This is a genomic window from Granulicella sp. WH15 (assembly GCF_009914315.1).
Taxonomy (GTDB): Bacteria; Acidobacteriota; Terriglobia; order Terriglobales; family Acidobacteriaceae; genus Edaphobacter.
This window is the reverse complement of the sequence record NZ_CP042596.1, coordinates 110,005-130,094: the sequence shown is the minus strand read 5'-3', so window position 1 is coordinate 130,094 and position 20,090 is coordinate 110,005. Positions and strand designations below refer to the sequence as shown.

The 20,090-nt window shown below is 63.2% G+C and carries 14 protein-coding genes; 4 read left to right on the top strand and 10 right to left on the bottom strand.

Annotated elements, in window-relative coordinates:
- Positions 1–151: 151 nt before the first annotated feature.
- Positions 152–361 (bottom strand): hypothetical protein, encoded by a 210-nt coding sequence (locus FTO74_RS00545; RefSeq protein ID WP_162536398.1) that lies wholly within the window; start codon positions 359–361, stop codon positions 152–154.
- Between the two features lie 30 nt (positions 362–391).
- Positions 392–2,833 (bottom strand): bifunctional (p)ppGpp synthetase/guanosine-3',5'-bis(diphosphate) 3'-pyrophosphohydrolase, encoded by a 2,442-nt coding sequence (locus FTO74_RS00540; protein WP_255462418.1) that lies wholly within the window; start codon positions 2,831–2,833, stop codon positions 392–394.
- 65 nt (positions 2,834–2,898) lie between these two features.
- Between FTO74_RS00540 and FTO74_RS00535 the strand changes: the two genes are divergently transcribed.
- Positions 2,899–3,225, top strand: a complete 327-nt coding sequence (locus tag FTO74_RS00535) for a hypothetical protein (RefSeq protein ID WP_162536397.1) — start codon at positions 2,899–2,901, stop codon at positions 3,223–3,225.
- A 20-nt stretch (positions 3,226–3,245) separates the two neighbouring features.
- Here the strand turns inward: FTO74_RS00535 and FTO74_RS00530 are convergent, their stop codons facing one another.
- On the bottom strand, positions 3,246–4,508 hold the full coding sequence (locus tag FTO74_RS00530; RefSeq protein ID WP_162536396.1) for an alpha/beta hydrolase: 1,263 nt from the start codon (positions 4,506–4,508) through the stop codon (positions 3,246–3,248).
- Positions 4,509–4,745: 237 nt separating this feature from the next.
- A complete protein-coding gene (locus FTO74_RS00525) occupies positions 4,746–5,678 on the bottom strand; it encodes a hypothetical protein (protein ID WP_162536395.1) in 933 nt (310 codons plus the stop codon).
- Between the two features lie 585 nt (positions 5,679–6,263).
- Here FTO74_RS00525 and FTO74_RS00520 point away from each other — a divergent pair.
- The gene (locus FTO74_RS00520) at positions 6,264–7,052 is read left to right on the top strand and encodes a hypothetical protein (protein WP_181955716.1); all 789 of its coding nucleotides are present in this window, start codon (positions 6,264–6,266) and stop codon (positions 7,050–7,052) included.
- 192 nt (positions 7,053–7,244) lie between these two features.
- Complete coding sequence (gene dnaG / locus FTO74_RS00515) at positions 7,245–9,020, top strand: DNA primase (RefSeq protein WP_162536394.1); 1,776 nt, start codon at positions 7,245–7,247, stop codon at positions 9,018–9,020.
- Positions 9,021–9,089: 69 nt separating this feature from the next.
- On the opposite strand, the gene FTO74_RS00510 is transcribed toward dnaG, so the two are convergent.
- The 6 genes from FTO74_RS00510 to FTO74_RS00485 form a co-directional block, all read right to left on the bottom strand.
- Positions 9,090–9,629: a DinB family protein gene (locus FTO74_RS00510; protein WP_162536393.1), complete on the bottom strand. Its 540-nt coding sequence runs from the start codon at positions 9,627–9,629 to the stop codon at positions 9,090–9,092.
- A 286-nt stretch (positions 9,630–9,915) separates the two neighbouring features.
- Positions 9,916–11,553 carry a Na+/H+ antiporter gene (locus FTO74_RS00505; protein WP_162536392.1) on the bottom strand — a complete coding sequence of 546 codons (1,638 nt, stop codon included), beginning with the start codon at positions 11,551–11,553 and terminating at the stop codon, positions 9,916–9,918.
- A gap of 244 nt (positions 11,554–11,797) precedes the next feature.
- The gene (gene rpoD, locus FTO74_RS00500; protein ID WP_162536391.1) at positions 11,798–13,501 is read right to left on the bottom strand and encodes an RNA polymerase sigma factor RpoD; all 1,704 of its coding nucleotides are present in this window, start codon (positions 13,499–13,501) and stop codon (positions 11,798–11,800) included.
- A 569-nt stretch (positions 13,502–14,070) separates the two neighbouring features.
- Positions 14,071–15,282: a glycosyltransferase family 4 protein gene (locus tag FTO74_RS00495; RefSeq protein ID WP_162536390.1), complete on the bottom strand. Its 1,212-nt coding sequence runs from the start codon at positions 15,280–15,282 to the stop codon at positions 14,071–14,073.
- Positions 15,283–15,471: 189 nt separating this feature from the next.
- The gene (locus FTO74_RS00490) at positions 15,472–17,760 is read right to left on the bottom strand and encodes a glycoside hydrolase family 31 protein (RefSeq protein WP_162536389.1); all 2,289 of its coding nucleotides are present in this window, start codon (positions 17,758–17,760) and stop codon (positions 15,472–15,474) included.
- Positions 17,761–18,099: 339 nt separating this feature from the next.
- A complete protein-coding gene (locus FTO74_RS00485) occupies positions 18,100–19,053 on the bottom strand; it encodes a hypothetical protein (RefSeq protein WP_162536388.1) in 954 nt (317 codons plus the stop codon).
- Positions 19,054–19,167: 114 nt separating this feature from the next.
- On the opposite strand from FTO74_RS00485, the gene FTO74_RS00480 reads away from it, so the two are divergent.
- Positions 19,168–19,929: an SDR family NAD(P)-dependent oxidoreductase gene (locus tag FTO74_RS00480; RefSeq protein WP_162536387.1), complete on the top strand. Its 762-nt coding sequence runs from the start codon at positions 19,168–19,170 to the stop codon at positions 19,927–19,929.
- The last annotated feature ends 161 nt before the right edge of the window (positions 19,930–20,090 follow it).

Below are 20,090 nucleotides of genomic sequence, written 5' to 3'. Positions count from 1 at the left end.
CGCGAAGCTTTAAAAAGGCGTGTAAACGCCCGCCCCGCGCGTAGCGGGCCCGTCCGGCAGGACGTCTTTGTTGTTTAGAAGCAAAGGCAAAAGCGCCCTTACGCCGGGCGGGCGGCACTTCGTGCAGTACTTGACGCTTCGCGTGAAAAGATTAAACAGCTTTGCGTTGGAAGGTCGTCTTCTTCGTCGCGCCGAAGGAGTCCTTCGCCTTGAAGCTCGCCGCAGACGCGTTGGGGAGCGGTTTGCCGCTGCTCTTTGCAGTGGCGTTGGCAGCCTTCTCGCGGGCCGCCTGTAGCTTCTGCGCCTTGCGGCTCAGTCCGCCGATCTTAATTGCACCAAGTTTGGGAATGAAATCACTCATAAACAAATCCTCTCACGTTCGGGACTCGAATTAGATCTTCTGCACGCGCTGTACGTCGCGAACACCGGGCACCTTGCGCAGATTCTGAGTCAGCTTGGTCAGGTGGCGCACGTCCACCGTCTCGACCACGAAGTCCACGATCGCGCCGCCGTCGGGCGTGGGCCGCGAATCGACCGACCGGATATTGGTCCCGTCGTCCGAGATGATCGCCGTGAACTCCTTCAGTAGGCCGGTGCGGTCCTCGCAGAGCACGGTCAGCTTGACCGGGTAGGTCGTCGGCTTGTTCGCCGTCGGCTCCTGTCCCCACTCGACCTGGATGCGCCGGTCGGACTCGTAGAGCAGGTTCTGCACGTTCGGACAGTTGCGCTGATGCACCGCCACGCCCTTGCCCCGGGTCACGTAGCCGATAATCGCCTCGCCGCGAATCGGATTGCAACATCGCGCGCGGTAGACCAGCAGGTCGTCCTGCCCTTCCACCTGGAGCGAATCCGAACCCTTGCCGAAGAAGACGCGCTTGACGGCCTCGGACATCTCACCGGGCTTGGGAGCGGCTGTTCCCTCCGTCGCCGCAGGCTCGGCGGCCATGGTGCTGCCCGGCTCCAGCTTGTTGAGCACGACGCGGGCCGAGTACTTGCCGAAGCCCACGCCCGCCAGCAGCTCCGGCTGGGAGCCGAGGCCGTACTCGTTGGCGACCCGGATGTAATCTTCTTCCTTGAACTTGTGCAGCGACAGCTTGTACTTGCGGGCCTCACGGTCCAGCAGCTTCTGCCCGATCTCGATGGCGCGCTGGCGCTCGTGCTCGTTCAGCCAGTGCTTGATCTTGTTGCGGGCGCGGGAGCTTTTGGCGAAGGTCAGCCAGTCGCGGCTGGGCGAGTGGCCCGCCTGCGTCAGCACCTCGACGATATCGCCGTTGCGCAGCTTGGCCCTCAGCGGCACGATGCGCCCGTTGACCTTGGCCCCGATGGTCGTCGTGCCGACCTCGGTGTGGATCGCGTAGGCGAAGTCGATGGGGCTGGCGTCCTTGGGCAGCACCACCACCTTACCCTTGGGGGTGAAGGTGTAGACCTCCTCCGGGTACAGGTCGATCTTCAGCGTCGACATGAACTCGTTGGGATCGGTCATCTCGCGCTGCCACTCCATGAGCTGCCGCACCCAGGCCAGACGCTTCTCGTCCTTGGCCGAGACCGAGTCCGACGCCTTGTACTTCCAGTGCGCGGCGATGCCCTCCTCGGCGATGCGGTGCATCTCCTCGGTGCGGATCTGCACCTCGAACTGGTGGCCGCCGGGCGCGATGAGCGTGGTGTGCAGCGACTGGTAGAGGTTGGGGCGGGGGGTGGCGATGAAGTCCTTGATGCGCCCCGGCACGGGCTGCCAGATGCTGTGGAGCAGGCCCAGCATGGCGTAGCAGTCGGGCACGTTGTTGCAGATGACGCGAATCGCCAGCAGATCGAAGACCTGCTCGACCGGGATTTTTTGCGCTACCAGCTTCTGGTGGATCGAGTAGAGGCGCTTGATGCGCGACTCGACGCGACCCTGAATCTTGAACTCGGCCAGCTTGGCCTCGATGGCGGCGACGGCGGTGGCGAGGAACTCCTCGTTCGCGCCCTTGAGCGACTCGACCTCCTGCGCGACTTGCAGGTAGGTGTAGGGGTCGGTGTAGCGGAAGGCGAGGTCTTCCAGCTCGCCGCGCAGCTTGCCCATACCCAACCGGTGCGCCAGCGGAGCGTAGATGTCCAGCGTCTCGCGGGCGATCTTCTGCTGCTTCTCGGGCTTCAGGTGCTCGAGCGTGCGCATGTTATGCAGACGGTCGGCCAGCTTGATGATGACCACGCGCACGTCGGTCACCATGGCCAGCAGCATCTTGCGGATGTTCTCGGCCTGGTGGTCCTCGCGGTTGGCGAACTTGATCTTGTCGAGCTTGGTGACGCCTTCGACGATGTGCGCGACCTGCTCGTTGAAGCGGCGGGCAATCTCGGGGCTGGTGACGTCGGTGTCTTCGACGGCGTCGTGGAGCAGGCCCGCGGCGATGGCGGTCGAGTCCATCTTCAGGTCCGCGAGGATCTGGCAGACCTCCAGCGGGTGGATGATATACGGCTCGCCCGAGGCGCGCTTCTGGCCCGCGTGCTGCTGGACGCAGAAGGCCCAGGCATGGCGGATGATGGCGAGATCGTCGTGCGGGCGGTTGGCCCGAACGGTGTCGAGCAGGTGCTCGAATTTAGCTTCGAGGAGGGCATCGACCGCCGGTTTTTCCGACTCGGGCTGGGTGGAAGCAGTTGGGGCGTCGGAGGAATCGTCCGGCTGCTCCTGACGGCTGAGGATGGCGGCTCCGGGATCGGGACGGGCGGCCTCAAGCTCCATTCCGCCGTCGCTCTCCGGATCCAGAGCGATCCCAGCGACTGGCGCAAGTACGCCCAGCGTGTCGGGATTGCTCGGATTGGTAGCGGCCGGCGTGACCGGCGTGGAGCTTGCCATACTTTATTATAGGCCGGGTTCATGCAGTGGTCTGTTCGGCCCAGATTGTACGTTTCCATTTAGCAGTGGCAACGTTCTTTATTCGTCGTTACTATCCCGTCCATGAAGAGTTTTTTAACCTCAAAATTGGCCCGTGTCCAAAAGAAGTCCTCAATGACTCGCGATTTGAAGCCACCGTAGCCATTCATGCTCCTTCGAGTACGTCGCCTGAACAGCGGAATTTCCGCAGGAACTTCAGGGCAAATTCGATGGAATGCCTAGCCGAACAACTGTCCAAACGATGGGAAATCAGTTTAAGTTCTGAATTCGAAGCCATAATCGCAAAAGGTTCGATCGTCTGTGGCAACAATCAGATTTCAGATCAGGATGTCGCTCGGTATTTTGCACCCTAGCAGAGTCTTTGCTGTTGCTCTCAGTGGCTGGCGGTGTGGTTGGCGGCGGACATCGTCTCCACATGGCGCGGCTGCGGGGGAGGAGGCAGCATCCCCGGCGTTGGCCGCTGGCCGGTATCGACCCAGCGCACCAGCTCGTCGAAGGTCCGCCCAACCTCATCAGCAGAAAAAGTGCAGTGGCCGTCGCGTTTCACATACTGCTGGACTAAATTCTGCTCGAACCCCGCCGACGCCACATCGTGGGCGTAGTTGGCCAGGCTCCAGCCCGGAATCAGCGGATCGTAGGTCGTGTGCAGGGCCAGCATCGGGTGGTTCAGCCGTCCGCTGGGAGTGTAGTGGCGCAGCAGGTAGGTGCGCGCCTTGGGGTCGGCGGCGTAGCGGCGCACCCCGTCGTTCAGCGTGTTGTCCGAGGCCGAGCTGCCCGGCGTCGTGCCGGTGTACAGGTAGTTCCGGTTGTCGAACGGATTGCCCCCCGCTCGGTGCTGCATGTCCGTGATAATGAAGGTGTAGTAGACCATGTTGTGGGCTACCTCGCGGTCCACGTGCAGCCCGGTCAGCGAGCGCATCATCGCCGCCGCCGTGGGGTTCGCCTTCATCGCGGCCTCAGCCCTCTGGCGCAGCGCCTGGGTCTCTTCGAACTCCGCCGGACCCGGCACCAGCGGCGGCATCACGCCGGGAAAGTAGTAGTCGAATGCCGCCCGCTGGGCGAATCGCCGCTGAAAGGCGATGTCGGTCGCCCCCACGGCCCCGCACAGGTCCAGCCCCGCGAGATACGGCTTGGGGTTCAGCTCCAGCGTCGCCACCACCAGCGCCCCGCCCATGGAGCCGCCGACCACGAACGTTCGCATATTCTTGGCCGCAGCCTTGCCCGCCGCGGGCTGGCCGTACTTTTTGAGGAAGTACTGCCGCAACTGCTCGGTCTCCGGGTACGCCTGCTCCAGCGCCCAGCCCGTGGCCGAGTAGCCGGACTGCACGATAGCGTAGCCCCGGTCGAACATGGGTTGCGTCTGCTCGTTCAGGGCGCTGGTCGCCCGGTAGCCCCAGGGCCGCTCCGCGTAGCCGTGGTAGTAGACGATCAGCGCGTGGTTCCACACGGTCGGGATGTCGATCCGGTAGGGGGTCGAGGAGAGAGTGCCCACCTCCACGGTGCCGGAGGGCATATGCACCACCTCGGGCGTCGGGTCCGACTTCGACTTGGCCGTCGCGTCCGGCGTCGCCAACAGGGCGAACGGCAGAGTCAGCAGCAGGGACGTGCGCATGAGGGTGCGAAGAAGGCTCGGCATAAGCAGGTTGAGGTGGACTGATTCTACGCTTGTGTCCCTTTACGCATCTATCGGCAGGTTCCGATAGATGCGTAAAGGGACTGTCCTGCCGGACGAGCCCGCTATGCGCGGCACTTCGTGCAGTACCCATCTTCGCGCGGTCCTCCCGTTGGTCGAAGACAAAAATCTTCGCTGCCGACCAGCGGGAGGCCCTCAGAAGCCAATTCCCCCATACCGCCCCGAGAACGGTGCGAAGTACTAACGATTTCTGTTGCCGTTGCCGAATCTGTAACTGACTCCAATGCTCACCACGGGAAAGACCCGCAGCGCGCTCAGGTCGTTCTCCAGATCCTTCCGCTCGATCGCGATATTCGGGTCACCCACGATTGTTCCGCAACCATCGGACGAGCAGGCTGAGCCAGCCAGGTCCAACTGCACCGTCGGGGCCGAGATGTACTGGAACCCGATCTCGAACGGCACGCTCCAGTGCCCGCTGCCGCGCGGAATCATATTGCCGAAGCCGACCGTCAGCCGAGGCACCACGTGGTTGCCGAAGACAAAGTGCGTGGTACCGTGGATCGGGTCGGACGCGGAGCTGGTGTAATCCCCGTCGCCCAGCGAGAAGTGTCCGCCCGCGGGCACGCTCAACAGCGCGCCAATATGGGTGTCGTTGTAAAAGTTTGCCCCAGGGCTGATATGGAACGATGAGTGCCGGAACGGATAGTAGTCCACTGCGGCGATGACGCCCTGGAGCGTCAGGGTGCCGTTGATGTGCAATCCGTCATCGTTCAGGTTAGTGGTGAACGAGGTGAACGAGCCGCCCACACGCAGGTTGACCTGTCTCGCCAGAGGAGTAGCGATATCGACGCCGAAGCCGTTGGAGCTGGCCTTGGCCGCTACCGCGAACGAGGAGAAGGCCCAGCGTCCCTGCGACGAGGCGGGGATCGCCTGCCCGCCAGCCGCGGCGGCGGCAGCGGGGGCCGGGGCCTCCGGCGTCTCCACCGCCGGTACGGACGAGGAAGACAGCGGCTCGGCCGATGCCACTAAAGTTCCGGTAGACTCCGCCGTCCATCGGGGAAGCAGCGGTGCCGCGCTCTGCGCGGATACATAGCCCGCGCCGCCGGTGAGAAGGAATAGAAGTGCGCACGCACGCGTAATCGGGCGCGCCGAAAGAGAAGTAAACATTGTCATCAAGCAGGCTCCTGCCGTTCAAAAATGGAGTCGGTTCATGAAACATGTTGGGTCGAACGCCCAGGGGAGGGGCGCTGTTCTGTTGTCCGGTTCAGCGATCGGGCCGTCTCTTGGACGGTCTATGGAATAGGCAGCACTGAACCGACAAGGAAAATGTCAACAGACAGGGAAGGTCTTCAAGCCCGATTGTACGAGGGCCAGGATAGAGCTGCATAAAAGGCTAGAGAAGGGGTCATGCTGTGCCTAAAGCCACCCATCGGCGGTGAAGGATGATTCCCGTTTTTCTCTTGATCCTGCTCTCTCACTTCGTCCTGCTCCCCACATAGATGCCTGTTCCCAGCCCTTGGTTGGGTACTTCGAACCGTTCTCGGGCTGCATGGGGAATTGGTTTTTAAAAGCCTCCGCTGGTCGGCAGCGAAGATTTTTGTCTTCGACCAACGGGAGGAGCACGCGAAGTACTGCAAGAAGTGCCGTTCTCTGCATAAGAAAGCGGCTGAAGGCGTGCCCTTTAATGCCCTGTGGATTCGTTTCTGAATCTAAATCCAGCCTAAACCAGTCAAAGGAGTGTAAGTACCAATCAAAACTATGCCAAAGACCCCATGTACTCCCCTGCTATGCGCCTTTGTCGCGTTTTTCACGATATCCTCGAGCCGTTTTAGCCATGCGCAGGAGCAGGCCGCGTTGACGCCGCCGAGCCTCTCGGCCTCTGATGATGCCTCCTCTTCGTCGTCGAGCCTGCCGGATGATCCGGCGCAGGAGGCGCACGCGCAGGCTCCGCATCAAGACGTCCAGACGAAGCGCATCCTGGGTGTCATTCCGAACTTTCGTGCGGTTACCGCCGACCAGCATCCTCCGGCGCAGTCGGTAAAGGACAAGTTCATCACTGCGAGTCAGGATTCGTTCGACTACTCCTCGCTCCTGCTGCCGGTGGTGGTAGCGGGCATCAACCAGGCGCGGAACAATACGCCGGAGTTTCACCAGGGAGCGCCGGCCTACGGGCGGTACTTCTGGCACTCGTATGTGGACCAGGCAGTAGAGAACTACTCCGTGGAGTTCATTGTGCCGGTGATAACCCATGAGGACACGCGCTACTACACGCTGGGCAAGGGCGGTTTTCTGAAGCGGGCGGGCTACTCGCTGAGCCGGGTGGTGGTGACGCGCTCGGATAAGGGGGCCGATACGGTCAACATCAGCGAGATTGTAGGTGCCGGGATGGGTGCGGGAATCTCGAACCTGTACTATCCGTCGCCGGAGCGCACGTTCAGCAATACGGCGCAGATGTGGGGCACGAATATCGGGATTGATGCGGCTACCTTCCTGTTCAAGGAGTTCTGGCCGGACATCAACCACTCGCTCTTTCATCAGCAGAACTGAAGTAGCCACGCGAAGCTTTAAAAAGGCGTGCGAACGCCCGCCCTCCGCGCAGGAGGCCAGTCCGGCAGGACGTCTTTTGTCGTTGAGAAGCAACGGCAAAAGCGCCCTCACGCCGGGCGGGCGCCACTTCGTGGGGTATTGGACGCTTCACGTGAAAGGCGTTCTTTTCTTCTACACTCAATAGTTAAGCCGATGGCCGATAACTTTGCACAGACCGTAAAGCAGCAGGTAGACATCGTCAAGATCGTCGAAGGCTACCTGAAGCTGCGCAAAAGCGGTGCCCAGAACTACACCGGGCTGTGCCCCTTCCACAAGGAAAAGACCGGCTCCTTCTCGGTCAACGCGACCCACCAGTACTTCTACTGCTTCGGCTGCCACGAGAAGGGCGACGTCTTCACCTTCGTGATGAAGATGGAGTCGCTGAGCTTCCCCGAGGCCGTGCGGGCGGTCGCCCAGAAGGCCGGAATCCCGCTGCCCAAGCGCGAGTTCAGCTCGCCCGAAGAGGCCCGCGAGGCCGGGATACGGCGGCACCTCATCGACATCCACGAGGCCGCGACGCAATACTTCGAGGCGCACCTTAAGAGCCCCGGCGCGGCCCGCGCGCGCGAGTACCTGACCGGTCGGGGCGTCGGCCCCGATACCATCGCGCAGTTCCGCATCGGCTACGCGCCCGACGACTTCAACGATATGCGCGACCGGCTGAAGGGGCACTTCAACGAAGAGGTGATGCGCGCCTCCGGTCTCTTCTCGAGCAAGGAGCAGGCCGACGGCGGCCAGGGACAGATGTATGCGCGGTTTCGCAAGCGGATTACCTTCCCGATTGCGAATGAGCAGGGTAAGACGATTGCCTTCACGGCGCGGGCGCTCGAGGCGACCGACGACAAGGGGCGGCCCATCGCCAAGTACATGAACTCGCCCGAAACGCCGCTGTATACGAAGGGGAATATCCTCTTCAATCTCGACAAGGCCAAGGCCGCGATCCGGGCCAACAACGGCGCGCTGCTGGTCGAGGGACAGATGGACTGCATCTCGGTGTACATGGCCGGGGTGAAGAGCGTGGTGGCCACCAGCGGCACGGCGTTTACCGATGCGCAGGTGCGGCTGCTGCGGCGGTTTACGCAGCGGGTTTACCTCAACTTTGACCCCGACACTGCGGGCCGGGAGGCGATGGAGAAGTCGATTGCGCTGCTGACCGAGGAGGACTTTGAGGTCAAGGTCATTGCGCTGGAGGACGGGCTGGACCCCGACCAGTATGTGCGGCAGCACGGGGTGCAGGCTTACGTGGCGGCGATCCAGGGGGCGCAGCGGTACTCGGATTACCTGATCGAGCGGGCGCGGACGGAGTTTCCGGGCCGGACCTCCGAGGCCAAGGTGAAGGCGATGAACTTTCTGCTGCCGTACATCCGGCGGATGCCGAACCGGATTCAGCGGGATGAGTTCGCGGCGGACGCGGCGCAGAAGCTGGGGATCGACTCGGCGCTGCTGCGGCAGGAGCTGAGGGAGGCGGCGGCGCAGAAGCTGGGGAGCGTGCGCTCGCACCGGGCGGACCCGGCGAGCGAGGTGGAGCGTGTGCTGCTGCGGGCGCTGGTGCAGCCGGAGGGGGATGGCGCTCGTACGCTGGCGGCGGAGCGGCTGGCGGCTAATACGGACTGGTACGACGGACTGGCGGCGGGGCCGCTCTTCGATGTGCTGGCGCAGGGGCCGGTGCCGGAGAATCCCCTGGATGCGGCGGCCGATAACGATTCGCGGGCGCTGCTGGCGGAGGTGCTGCACACGGCGCATGATGGGTTGTTGACGGCCGAGGAGGTCGATGGTGCGTTGCAGACGCTGGAGGTGCGGCGGATGCAGCGGCGACAGCGGGAGCTGCGGGCGAGCATCGCGGAGGCTGAGCGGCGGGGGGATCAGGCGATGGTGGAGAAGTTGATGGTCGAAAAAATGGCGGTTGATCGGGAGTTGCGGCTGCGGTAAAACACGCGCAGCGTCGAGAACGGTACGAAGTACCGCCCGCCCGGCGCGAGGGCGCTTTTGCCGTTGTTCTTAAGCGGGATACGCCGGATCGGCCTGAATCTGCTCGATCTGGAGGGCGTGCCGCGAGGCGTGCTGGGCGATCACCAGCAGCCACTGGTAGCAATCAAGATCGCCAAAGGCGATGTGGGGAAAGAAGTGGTCGCGCAGGTCGGCCTGGATCTCGGTGGCGAAGGCGATGGTGCGGGCGCGGGCTTTGCGCAGCTCCGCGATCTTCTCGGCGGGATCGGGCCAGCGGCCGGTGGGGCGGACGGTCTCGCGGGCGTTGAGCCGGTTGGCGCGGGAGGTTGCCAGTCCGAGTACGAGGGGTTCTTTGGTGGCGGACAGCTCCTTTTTGCCGGGATCGGCTGGGGTGGCCAGTGATCTTTCGATCACGTCGGTGATGAAGTGCTCGAAGGCGATGCAGTGCTCGATGTTTTCGGCGATGGACCAGCGCTCCGGGGACTCGCGGAAGCTCCATTGTTCCGGGGTCAGGCCGTTGGTGAGCTTCAGTAGCTGGGCCTCGCTCGCAGCCAGTTGATTCAGAAGGAATTGCCGTTCGTGGGAATCCATTTTTCCTCGTTTTCCACAATATTATCCATTGGCTGTGGATTGTTCTTCTGGGCCGGGAGAAGAAAGCATACCTCGGGGGCTAAAGCCCTGACCCACCTCAGAAGCAAGAACAACGGTAACTGCAAAGGCAGAAGCAGATTCCTCCGCTTCGCTCCTGAATGACAACCAAGAAAACAAGCAACGGCAACAGACAAAAAACAAACAACGGCAAATGCGCCCTTGCGCCGGGCGGGCGGCACTTCGTGCGGTCTTGGACGCTTCGCGTGTTTTTCTGGTGGTGAAGTGCCTAGCGAGTGGTCAGGCGGGCTTCGGAGAGGTCCAATTCGGTCTCCAGATGGCGCAGTACGTCGTCGCCGATGGTCTCGTTGTCGCGCAGCTCGATCAGCGTGCTCCGTTCAATGCGCAACGCGTCCAACTGAAGCTCCTTGCCCCGCTGCAGGGCGGCTCCCGCGCCTTGCAGGTTCTGGCCAACACCCTGGACCGCCTCCAGCCGGTAGCGATAACGGTTCAGCAGCTCGCGATAGGCGTGTGTCTCGGCCTCGCTGGCCGCTGCGCCGCTCGTTCCGCCGCGAGCGCCCGCCTCCAGATGCTCGATGGCCGCCCGCAGCATGACGCGCCGAGCGTACCGCTCCTCCTTCTCCCCGTCCGGCCCCTCGCCCGGGGTTTTGGCCAGCCCCAGCCGACGGATCAGCGCCGGAAGGCTCAGCCCCTGCACCACCAGCGTCACCAGGATGACCGAAAAAGTGAGGAAGACGATCAGGTTGCGCTGCGCGAAGACGCGGCCGTCCCCCAGCGTCTCCGGCAGGCTGATGGCCGCGGCCAGCGCCACCACGCCGCGCATCCCCGTCCAGCCGAGCACGAAGATCTCCCGGCCCTGCGGACGCTCGACCGGCTGCTTCAGCAGCTTGCGGCGCACGAAGCTGGCGAAGATCGACGCCGGGTACATCCAGATGAGGCGCAGCACGATGAGCACCAGGCTGAAGACGGAGCCGTACTGTAGCAGGGTCGGCCAACTCTCGTTGCGGATGCCCGTCATCACATAGGGCAGTTGCAGGCCGATCAGGACGAAGACCAGGCCGTTCAGCATGAAGTTCAGCGCGTCCCATGCGCCGAGGATCTGGATACGTGTCGTCGGGGAGAAGAACTGCGCGCTGCGGCGGCTCAGGTAGAGCCCGCAGGTCACCACGGCGATGACGCCGGAGGAGCGGATGCCCTCGCCCGCCAGGTAGGCGGCGTAGGGGGCGATGACGCTGACGACCATCTCCACCGGGCCGTCGTCCACCCAGCGCTCCAGCCAGGCGATGACCACGCCCAGCAGCAGCCCCACGAGCACGCCGCCGCCCAGCAGCCAGAGGAGCCGGATGGCTCCGCCCGCAACCGTCGGGGTCTCGTTGCGCAGCAGCAGGCCCAGGCCGAACTCCAGCGCCAGCAGGCCGGTGGCGTCGTTGACCAGGCTCTCGCCCTCGAGGATATCGACGATGCCCTGCGGCAGTCCGATGGACTTGGCGATGGAGGCGGCGGCGATGGCGTCCGTCGTGGCCACGACCGCGCCCAGCAGGAAGCCGCTCTTCCAGTCCAGCGCGGTGATGAAGCGGTCGGCCACCTCGGCGACGCCCCAGACCGTGAAGGCCACCAGCCCCAGCGCCAGCATCGCGATGGTGACGAGGTTCTTGCGGAACTCGCGGAGGTTGGTATTCCATGCCGAGGCGTAGAGCAGCGGCGGCAGAAAAACCAGGAAGATGAGGTTCGGATCGAGGGGGATTCGCGGCACGCTGGGGACGAAGCTGATTCCCAGCCCCGCCAGCACCAGCACGATAGGATAGGGAATCTTAAGCCGCTGCGCCAGCGCGGCAAAGAGAGCAACCAGCACGAGCAGGAAGAGGAAGACCGTCTCTGCTGTATGTAAATTGCCCGCCAACGGCATTGTCGCCCCCTGTCAGAGAAAGATTAGCCGAAAAAACCTTGTCCTGCCGGACAGGCCCGCTACGCGCGGGGCGGTCACTTCGTGACGCGTATACCTTGTCTTGGTGATTTAAAAAGCAAGGGTCCTCCCGCTGGTCGGAAACGAGAATTTCGCTTCCGACCAGCGGGAGGACCCTTGAAGATTACTCACTCATACCGCCCCGAGAACCGCACGAAGTGCCGCCCGCCCGGCATTAGGGCGCTTTTTAAGCCTCTTTCACGCCGTCGACGAACGCCTTCAGCTTGCGGCTGCGGCTAGGATGACGCAGCTTGCGCAACGCCTTAGCCTCTATCTGCCGGATGCGCTCACGCGTCACCTGGAAGCTCTGCCCCACCTCTTCCAGCGTGTGCTCGGAACCATCTTCAAGCCCGAAGCGCATCTTGATGACGCGCTCCTCGCGAGGAGTGAGCGTGCGCAGCACCTGCGAGGTGTACTCCTTCAGGTTCACCGAGATAACCGCATCGGCGGGCGAAACCGCCATACGATCCTCGATGAAGTCGCCAAGGTGCGAGTCTTCCTCTTCTCCAATCGGCGTCTCGAGCGAGATGGGCTCCTGCGCGATCTTGAGGACCTTGCGGACCTTCGCGACCGGGATATCCATGCGCCGGGCGATCTCTTCGGACGAAGCCTCACGGCCCAGCTCCTGCACAAGCTGGCGGCTGGTGCGGATCAGCTTGTTGATCGTCTCGATCATATGGACCGGGATGCGGATGGTGCGGGCCTGGTCCGCGATGGCGCGGGTGATGGCCTGACGAATCCACCACGTCGCGTAGGTCGAGAACTTGTAACCACGGCGGTACTCGAACTTATCGACCGCCTTCATCAGGCCGATGTTGCCCTCCTGAATCAGGTCGAGGAACTGGAGTCCGCGGTTGGTGTACTTCTTCGCGATCGAGACGACGAGGCGAAGGTTAGCCTCGATCAGCTCGCGCTTGGCCTTCTCCGCGTCCATGTCGCCCTGAATCATCTCGCGCTGCGTGCGCTTCAGGTCGGCGATGCTGATGCCCGCGTCCTGCTCCACGCGCTCGAGGTCGAGCTTGCAGTTCTTCTGCTGGCGGCGGTACTCCTTCTTCAACTCCTCGGACTTCGATGCCTCGAACTTGGCGTCCAGCGACTTGATCTGCCGCTCCAGCGTCCGCATGGCGTCGACGGTCTTGTTCACCTTGTCGAGCAGGCGCTTCTTCTCGGCGTTGGTGTACTTGAACTCGCGCACGACGCGGTTGATGTACACATGCTCGCGGCCGATGAGCCAGCGGGTCTTGCGCTGATCGCGGGCCTTGGCCTTGGCGTCCTTGCCCGCCGGGGCCTCGTGCTTCTCTTCGAGCGCCGTCACCTTCTTCTGGTGCTTGACGATCACGTCGATGCGGGCGACCGTCTGGCGGACGCGCGACTGGAGGATGTCCTCGGTCAACTCCTCCTCATCGAAGGTGACGACCTCTTTGATATTGCGGACGCCGCGGCGCAGGTCTTCGCCCAGGCCCACGATCTCGCGGATGACGATGGGCGAGCGGGAGATGGCCTTCATGACGCGGATCTGTCCGCGCTCGATGCGCTTGGCGATCTCGACCTCGCCCTCGCGGGTGAGCAGGGGGACCGTACCCATCTCGCGCAGGTACATGCGCACAGGGTCGTTGGTCTTTTCGAGCGTGCCGGGAGAGAGGTCCAGCTCGACGTCGTCCGACTCTTCGCCAGCCTCCGGCTCGTACTTGTCGCGGTCCATGCGCGACTCGCTGCCCAGTTCGATGCCCTGGGTGTTGATGGTCGTCAGCAGATCATCGAGGTCGTCGGGGGTGGTGATGTCGCCGGGGAGAAGGTCGTTGACCTCACCGTACGTCAGGTAACCCTTCTCTTTACCGGTGTCGATCAGCTTGTCTATATCGTCTTCGTACTTGTCAATGTCTTCGGCCACGGCTAAACGCGCTCCTGCGGGAGAAAATTTTGTTTGGGAAGGCTCTGCCGGAGTCGAAACCTGGTCACTTCTAGTCGTCCCAGGTCACTTGCAGGCGGAGTTATCCCTTGGTTGTGTCGTAAGGCGCGGGAGATAAGGTGCGGTTTAGACCGCGGTGGCAAGCTCAGTGACTTTATGTGCACGTTGGCGAAAGTCAGAGCATTCAGAGGCACACGTCCCCAGCGAATCACAGAATACCATATTCTTAGACGCTCCAGATTGGAAAAAGATTCCTATTGGGAGTGGAAACACGCGAAGCGTCCAAGACTGCACGAAGTGCCGCCCGTCCGGCGTGAGGACGCTTTTGCTGTTGTTTCTGAAGAAAGCAAGCCTCGGGAGTAAAGTCCGAACCTGCCCCAGAAGCAACAGCAAGGACAGAAGCAGATTCCTCCGCTTCGCTCCTGAATGACAACCAAGAAAACAGGCAACCGCAAGTGCTGACTGCCCGATGTGAGGAAGCTTTTGCTTCTAAAAAGCGATCCACAGTTGAGGATTAAGTTTGTGGAAAACAAGGAAAACAGGTCCGGCGGCTAAGAACCGGCGCTCACCAGGGAGGCGGCCAGCCCTTCGCGGATGCGCTCGCGGAAGCCGCTCCAGCGCAGCTCGTCGGAGAACTTCTCGATCTCCGCATGGGGCAGCCCCTCGCGGAAGTGCCGCTGGTAGGCTCCCTCGAGCGCCTGCATCATCTGCTCCATGCCCCCGGCATCGACGACGCTGGCGAGATCGGGCGGAACCCCGAGATCGGGCAGCCCCGTGTTCTCCGTGCCGATCACGTAGCAGCCGGCCGCCAGCGCCTCGAGGTAGACGAGGCCGAAGCCCTCGACCAGCGACGGCATGATGAAGACGTGGGCGTTGGCGAACTCGGCGTTCAGCTCGTTCTTGGGGATATTCGACCGGACCCGGATGTCGGGGGTCACGTGGGGCTGCAGGGCCGCGTCCAGGTGCGAGCAGATGAGGGTGAGGGTGGCGTTGGGCAGCGCGAGCCGCTTCCACGCCATCAGCAGATGATGCAATCCCTTGCGCTGCCTGCCCTGCCCGACGAAGAGGAAGCGGCACTCAGGCCCGGTGCGCGGCACCGAGAAGGACTTCTGGGGCGTCGCGCCGTAGGGAGCCACGTGGATGGTCTCGGCGGCCTTGCCCGCGCAGAGCAGCGAGCGCTTGGTGAACGAGCTGGCGCAGAAGATCAGGTCGGCCCGCTCCAGCTCGACGTCCTCGCGTACCTGCTTGCGCTCCTCCTGAACGTTCTCCTTGACGGCCCAGGCGAACTCGGGGAAGCGCTCCTGATCCTCGGCCAGCGTGTTGACGATGAGGGTGCGATGGGGGTGGACCCAGAAGAGTACGCGGCGACGATCCGCGAGTTTGGGGTGGGTGAAGGCCTCGTAGGCGTACTGGCTGTAGAGGAAGAGGTCGGCGCCGGTGCGGATGGCCTCGTTGGCGGCGCGGCGGCCCAGCTCCGAGTCCACCTTCCACCAGAGGTCGAGCGGCTTCATCCCCAGGCGCGGGCCGAAGACCTGCAACAGCAGCGCCTTCAGGCTGTTGCGCGTCCGGCTGGGGGGAAGGCCTTCGATCTTGCGATGTTTGAGGCTGGGAAAGATGCGCTCGTTCTGTGGGCTGGAGTAGAGGTCGGTGATGAACGTCTCGAGCATGCCTCCCTCTTCGAGGGCCAGGGGAACCTGGTAGAAGTCGCGGTCCCGGTTGAAGGCGACCACGAACGGCTTCTGCTTGGTGGGGGAGGTCTCCATCGCTAAAGCGTTTCCTTTCATCCAGTGCTTGCTCGTGCGGGGTGGATGTATCTGAGCAAAAGACTACCATCCCGACCGGGGTGATGCAGGTCGTGCAAGGGCCTCCCCGGGCCGGTTTTAAAATCTTCGCTGCCGACCCCCCTTGCCGATGACTCACCCACGCCGCCCCGAGAACGGTACGAAGTACCCCTACTGCCAGGTGATCTTGCTGCTCCCCGCGTGGTCAAACTCGATGTAGGGGCCGTTGGCGTCGTTTTTGATCGAGACAGGTGCTCCGTTACAGGTGACGCTGCGCGGGTGCTGGAAGCGGAAGCGCACGATCATGCGCGCCGCCGCGCTTCCCACGATGTCGAGCGTATCGCCCGTCCGCACCAGTGTCCGGCCCTCGAAGTCCGTGATGCTGGTGGGCTTCGACGCCGCCGGTCCCAGCAGCTCGTAGACGCGGCGGTTGTCGAGCGTCTTGACGCTGCTGTTGCCGGACTCGGACTGCGGCACCAGCGTCATCACGTCCTCGGGAATCTTGGGCAGGATGGTTCCGGCGCGGGCGTAGACGGGGATCGCATCGAGCGGCGCGTTGGCCACGATGCTCTGTCCGCCCTTGACCGCTGCCCCGGTGAAGAAGTCGATCCACTCGCCCTCCGGCAGGTAGACCACGCGGCTGACGTTCTCGTCGATCACCGGTGCGACCAGCAGGTCCGGCCCGAAGAGGTACTCGTCCTTGGCCTCGCGGGCGTGCTGGTCGTCCTGGTAGTCGAGCACCAGAGCCCGCAGGATCGGGATTCCGGTCTTGGCCGAGACCTGCGCGGCGGCGTAGCGGTAGGGGAACATCGACATGTGCAGGATGGAGTAGCGTTTATAGGCATCGAGCGCCTTGGTGCCTCCAGCGTTGGCGTCGAAGTTCCACGGCGAGATGTTCTTCGTGCTCATCACCTCCATGACGGGCGAGAAGGCGGCGTACTCGGTCCAGCGCATCAGTAGCTGTTGGTTGGGGGTGTCGGCGATGCCGAGGTAGCCGCCCAGGTCGGCCGACCACAGCGGCATCCCCGAGAGGCCCGCGCCCAGACCAGCCGTAACCGCGGTCGGCAGGCCGTTCTCCGGGCTGAAGCTGGCCTCGTTATCGCCGCCCCACAGGAAGCCGATGCCGTTGGCCCCCACCGTCGCCGAGCGGGCGAAGAGGACGCCGTTGCCCTTCAGGTCCTTCTGGACCAGCTCCTCGACCGCGTTGTTGTAGAGTACGGCATACTTGTTGCGCATCAACCGCTGGTCGGTGCCGTCGGCAAACCTCACCTGGTCGGCCCCGCCGACGAAGCTGCCCTCGGCGTCGTCGTCCTTGAAGCCGTCTGCTCCCTGCTTGATGACCTGCCGCAACTGGTCCTGCCACCACTGCTTCGCGCGAGGGTTGGTGAAGTCGATCAGCGACCCCTGGCCCTTCCACCAGCGCCCTACCCACGGTGTGCCGTCGGGGTTCTTGACGAAGAAGCCCTGGCTGGCGGCTTCGGCGTAGTTCGACGAGAGCAGATCCACCTTATCGGCGAAGCCCGCCTCCTTGGGCACATCGGACTTATTGTTGATCCAGCCCGTGTGCCAGAGAACCAGCTTGAAGCCCTCGGAGTGCAGGTGCTGGATCATCCCCGGAACGTCGTGGAACTGCTTGGGGTTGAACTTGTAGCTGTTGTAACCCGAGGCCCACGGCGAGTCGATCAGGATGACCGAGGCGGGCAGCCCCAGCGCGCGGGTCTTGTCGATATCCTCCAGCACATCGGCGTCGTTCTGATGAACGTCGCGGGCCTTCCACGGCGCGAAGGCCCAGTAGGGCGGCAGCACGGCGCGGCCTTCGAGCGCGGTGAAGTGCTCGAGGATCTCGGGAAAGCGCGGCCCGGTGAAGAGCACGACGCGCAGCCGTCCGGCGGTGGCGTCGATGGTGATCTCCTCCTGCTGGGCGACGTTCATGTCGAAGGTGGCCTCGGCGGTGGTGTCGAGCCAGAGCCCATAGCCGGTGGTGGACATGAAGAACGGGATCGGCTTGTAGGTGGTTGCGCCCTTCGGCCCGGCCTGGTCCAGCCCCGCGTTGCGGACGACAGTGTGGGCGTGGTTCAGGGTGTCGAAGCGCTCGCCCAGGCCGTAGTAATTGCCGCCGTCATGGATGCGGAAGCGCCAGTAGCCGATGGTGGGAGCGACGGAGGTGATCTCGACGACGCCGGGGGAGAGCTGGCGCAGGTGTAGCTTCGAGGTAGCGACCGGCTCGCCGTTAAAGTCGAAGTCGTGCAGCAACAGCGGTCCGGCCTCGAACTTGGGCGGCGTCTTCATGCCCGGCACGGTCAGGGCCAGGGAGTCGGCGTTCACGCGCACGAAGCCGGGGACAGTCGGTTCGAGGCGCGGAGCAGTCGGGGAGGCGGCGACGTTCGTTTGGGCCGTTGCGGTCAGGCTCGCGAGGGGCAGGGCAAGGGTCAGAAGCAGCTTCGAAGAGAAGGGGTGCATGTGCCGTCCTTATAGAGTAAAGGGGCTCTTGTGGGAGCCCCTTTACTCTATAAGGAATTGGTAAGACCTGTCCCGGCAGGGCGTCTTTGCTGGTTTGAAAAAAGCATACCTCAGGGGCTAAAGCCCCGACCTACCCCCGAAGCAACGGCAAGAGCAACAACAAGGACAAAAGCAGAAGCAGATTCCTCCGCTTCGCTCCTGAATGACAACCAAGAAAACAGGCAACGGCAAAGACAAAATGCTCGCTGCCGACCAGCGGAAGGCCCTTTGCTGACAACTCACCCGTGCAACCCCGAGAACCGCACGAGGTGCCGCCCGGCGTTAGGGCACCTCTGGCGTTTACATATTGGTGTGGCCGCCGCGCATGTCTTCGTTGAAGCTGGGCTTGATGAAGGCCAGCGCTTCGACCAGATGAGCCTGATACTCCGCCTTCTTCTCCATCAGAGCCGCCGTGGGCGTGGCGAAGGCCGGGTCATGCGCCAGTTGAATCAGGCCCTTTTTGATGAGCGCCTCGATCGACGCCTTCAGCTCCGCCAGCGTGGTGTTCAGGTACTGCGCGTCGCGCGGGTCCAGCAGCCACACCGGCTCGCCGTTGCCGAGGACACCCGAGAGCCAGAACGTCTTGCCCATCAGGAAGGTCTCGCGGTCAGCCGCCGTCGTGTCGTTGAAGGTATACTTCTTCTGCTTGGTCGAGTAATAGCGCGTCGTGATCGGCACCGGCTGGCGGTTGCCCGACTTCACCAGCTCGAGCTGGCCCTGGTCGAGCGTCTTGCGCACGGCGTTGAAGAGGAACGCCTCGGCAAATGGCTGCTCGGGCGCCGGGACGATCTCGCGGAAGGTCAGGGTCATGGCTGCGGCGATCTTGGCGTGCAGCACGCTGGGCTCGCCGTCTTCGAGGTTGATCTGGCCGTGGACGACCGAGGTGTCCGCACCGGCGCTGGACTCGTGGAAGGGCCAGGAGAACTGCGAGAAGCTGAGCGGAATGCCGTGCAGGGTCAGGTAAGTGTCCGGGCGCGGATTGCGCAGGCGGGTGGTGGCCTCGGTGAAGAAGAGCTTGATGGAGGAGGCGAAGTCGGGGTTGCCGGGCTGCGCGTTCAGGTCGAAGCCCTGCGAGAGCTCAAGCTGCTGGGTTTTTTCCGGAGAAGCCGCGAGGGCGAGCGTGAAGCGCGTCGTCGGGTTGCCGTTGAAGTCCACCGCGGGCGCGGACGAGAGGACGGTGAGACCGGCGGAGGCAGCGGCGGCGGCGACCTGGGTGGGCAGTGCGGCGTTGATCGTGGACATGGTTGCGGTCATCTCTTTGCGAATCTTCCTTGGTTGAAGCTCATCTCTTCTTGTTGTTTCTATTCTAATCGGGCTGCTTATAAATAGTGTTATTCGGGGGTACACTGCCCCCTGCGAGGCTATTCCATGAATCTGACAGGAAATACGATCTTTATCACGGGCGGCGGCTCCGGCATCGGCCGGGCTCTGGCCGAGGCGCTGCACAAGCTGGGCAACCAGGTCATCATCTCGGGACGCCGCAAGACCCACCTGGACGCCACGACCGAGGCCAATCCGGGGATGCAGTCCGTGGAGCTGAACATTGAAGACCCGGCGAGCATCGCGGCGGTCGCGGCCAAGCTGATCGCCGACTTCCCCGCGCTGAACGTGCTCATCAACAACGCGGGCATCATGCAGATCGACGACGCCTCGGCTCCTGTCAGCGATGAGGTGCTGGTCTCGACCGTGACGACGAACCTGCTCGGCCCCGTGCGGATGACCTCCGCGCTCATCGAGCATCTGAAGGCACAGCCCGCGGCGGCGGTGATGAACGTGACCTCGGGACTAGCTTACACGCCGATGGCCCCGACAGCGATCTACTCGGCCACCAAGGCGGCGCTGCACTCCTACACGCTCTCCGAGCGGTACAAGCTGAAGGGCACGTCGGTAAAGGTGATCGAGATCGTCCCGCCGTACGTCCAGACGGAGCTGATGGGGACGCACCAGGCCAGCGATCCTCGGGCTATGCCGCTGGCGGATTACATCGCCGAGACGATCCAGTTGCTGGGGACCGATGCGGAGGAGATTCTGGTCCAGAGAGTGCTGCCGCTGCGGAATAACGCCGGTCCGAATGAGGCTGCGTTCGTCAACCAGTTCAACGACATCATCACCCAGAATCCGCACCATTGAGCACTTCTCGTTGGCCGGAAGTAGAGCTCTTTCTTCCGGCCAACGGGAGGTCCACGCGAAGCTTTAAAAAGGCGTGTGAACGCCCGCTCCGCGCGTAGCGGGCCCATCCGGCAGGACAACAGCAAAAGCGCCCTTACGCCAGGCGGGCGGCACTTCGTGCG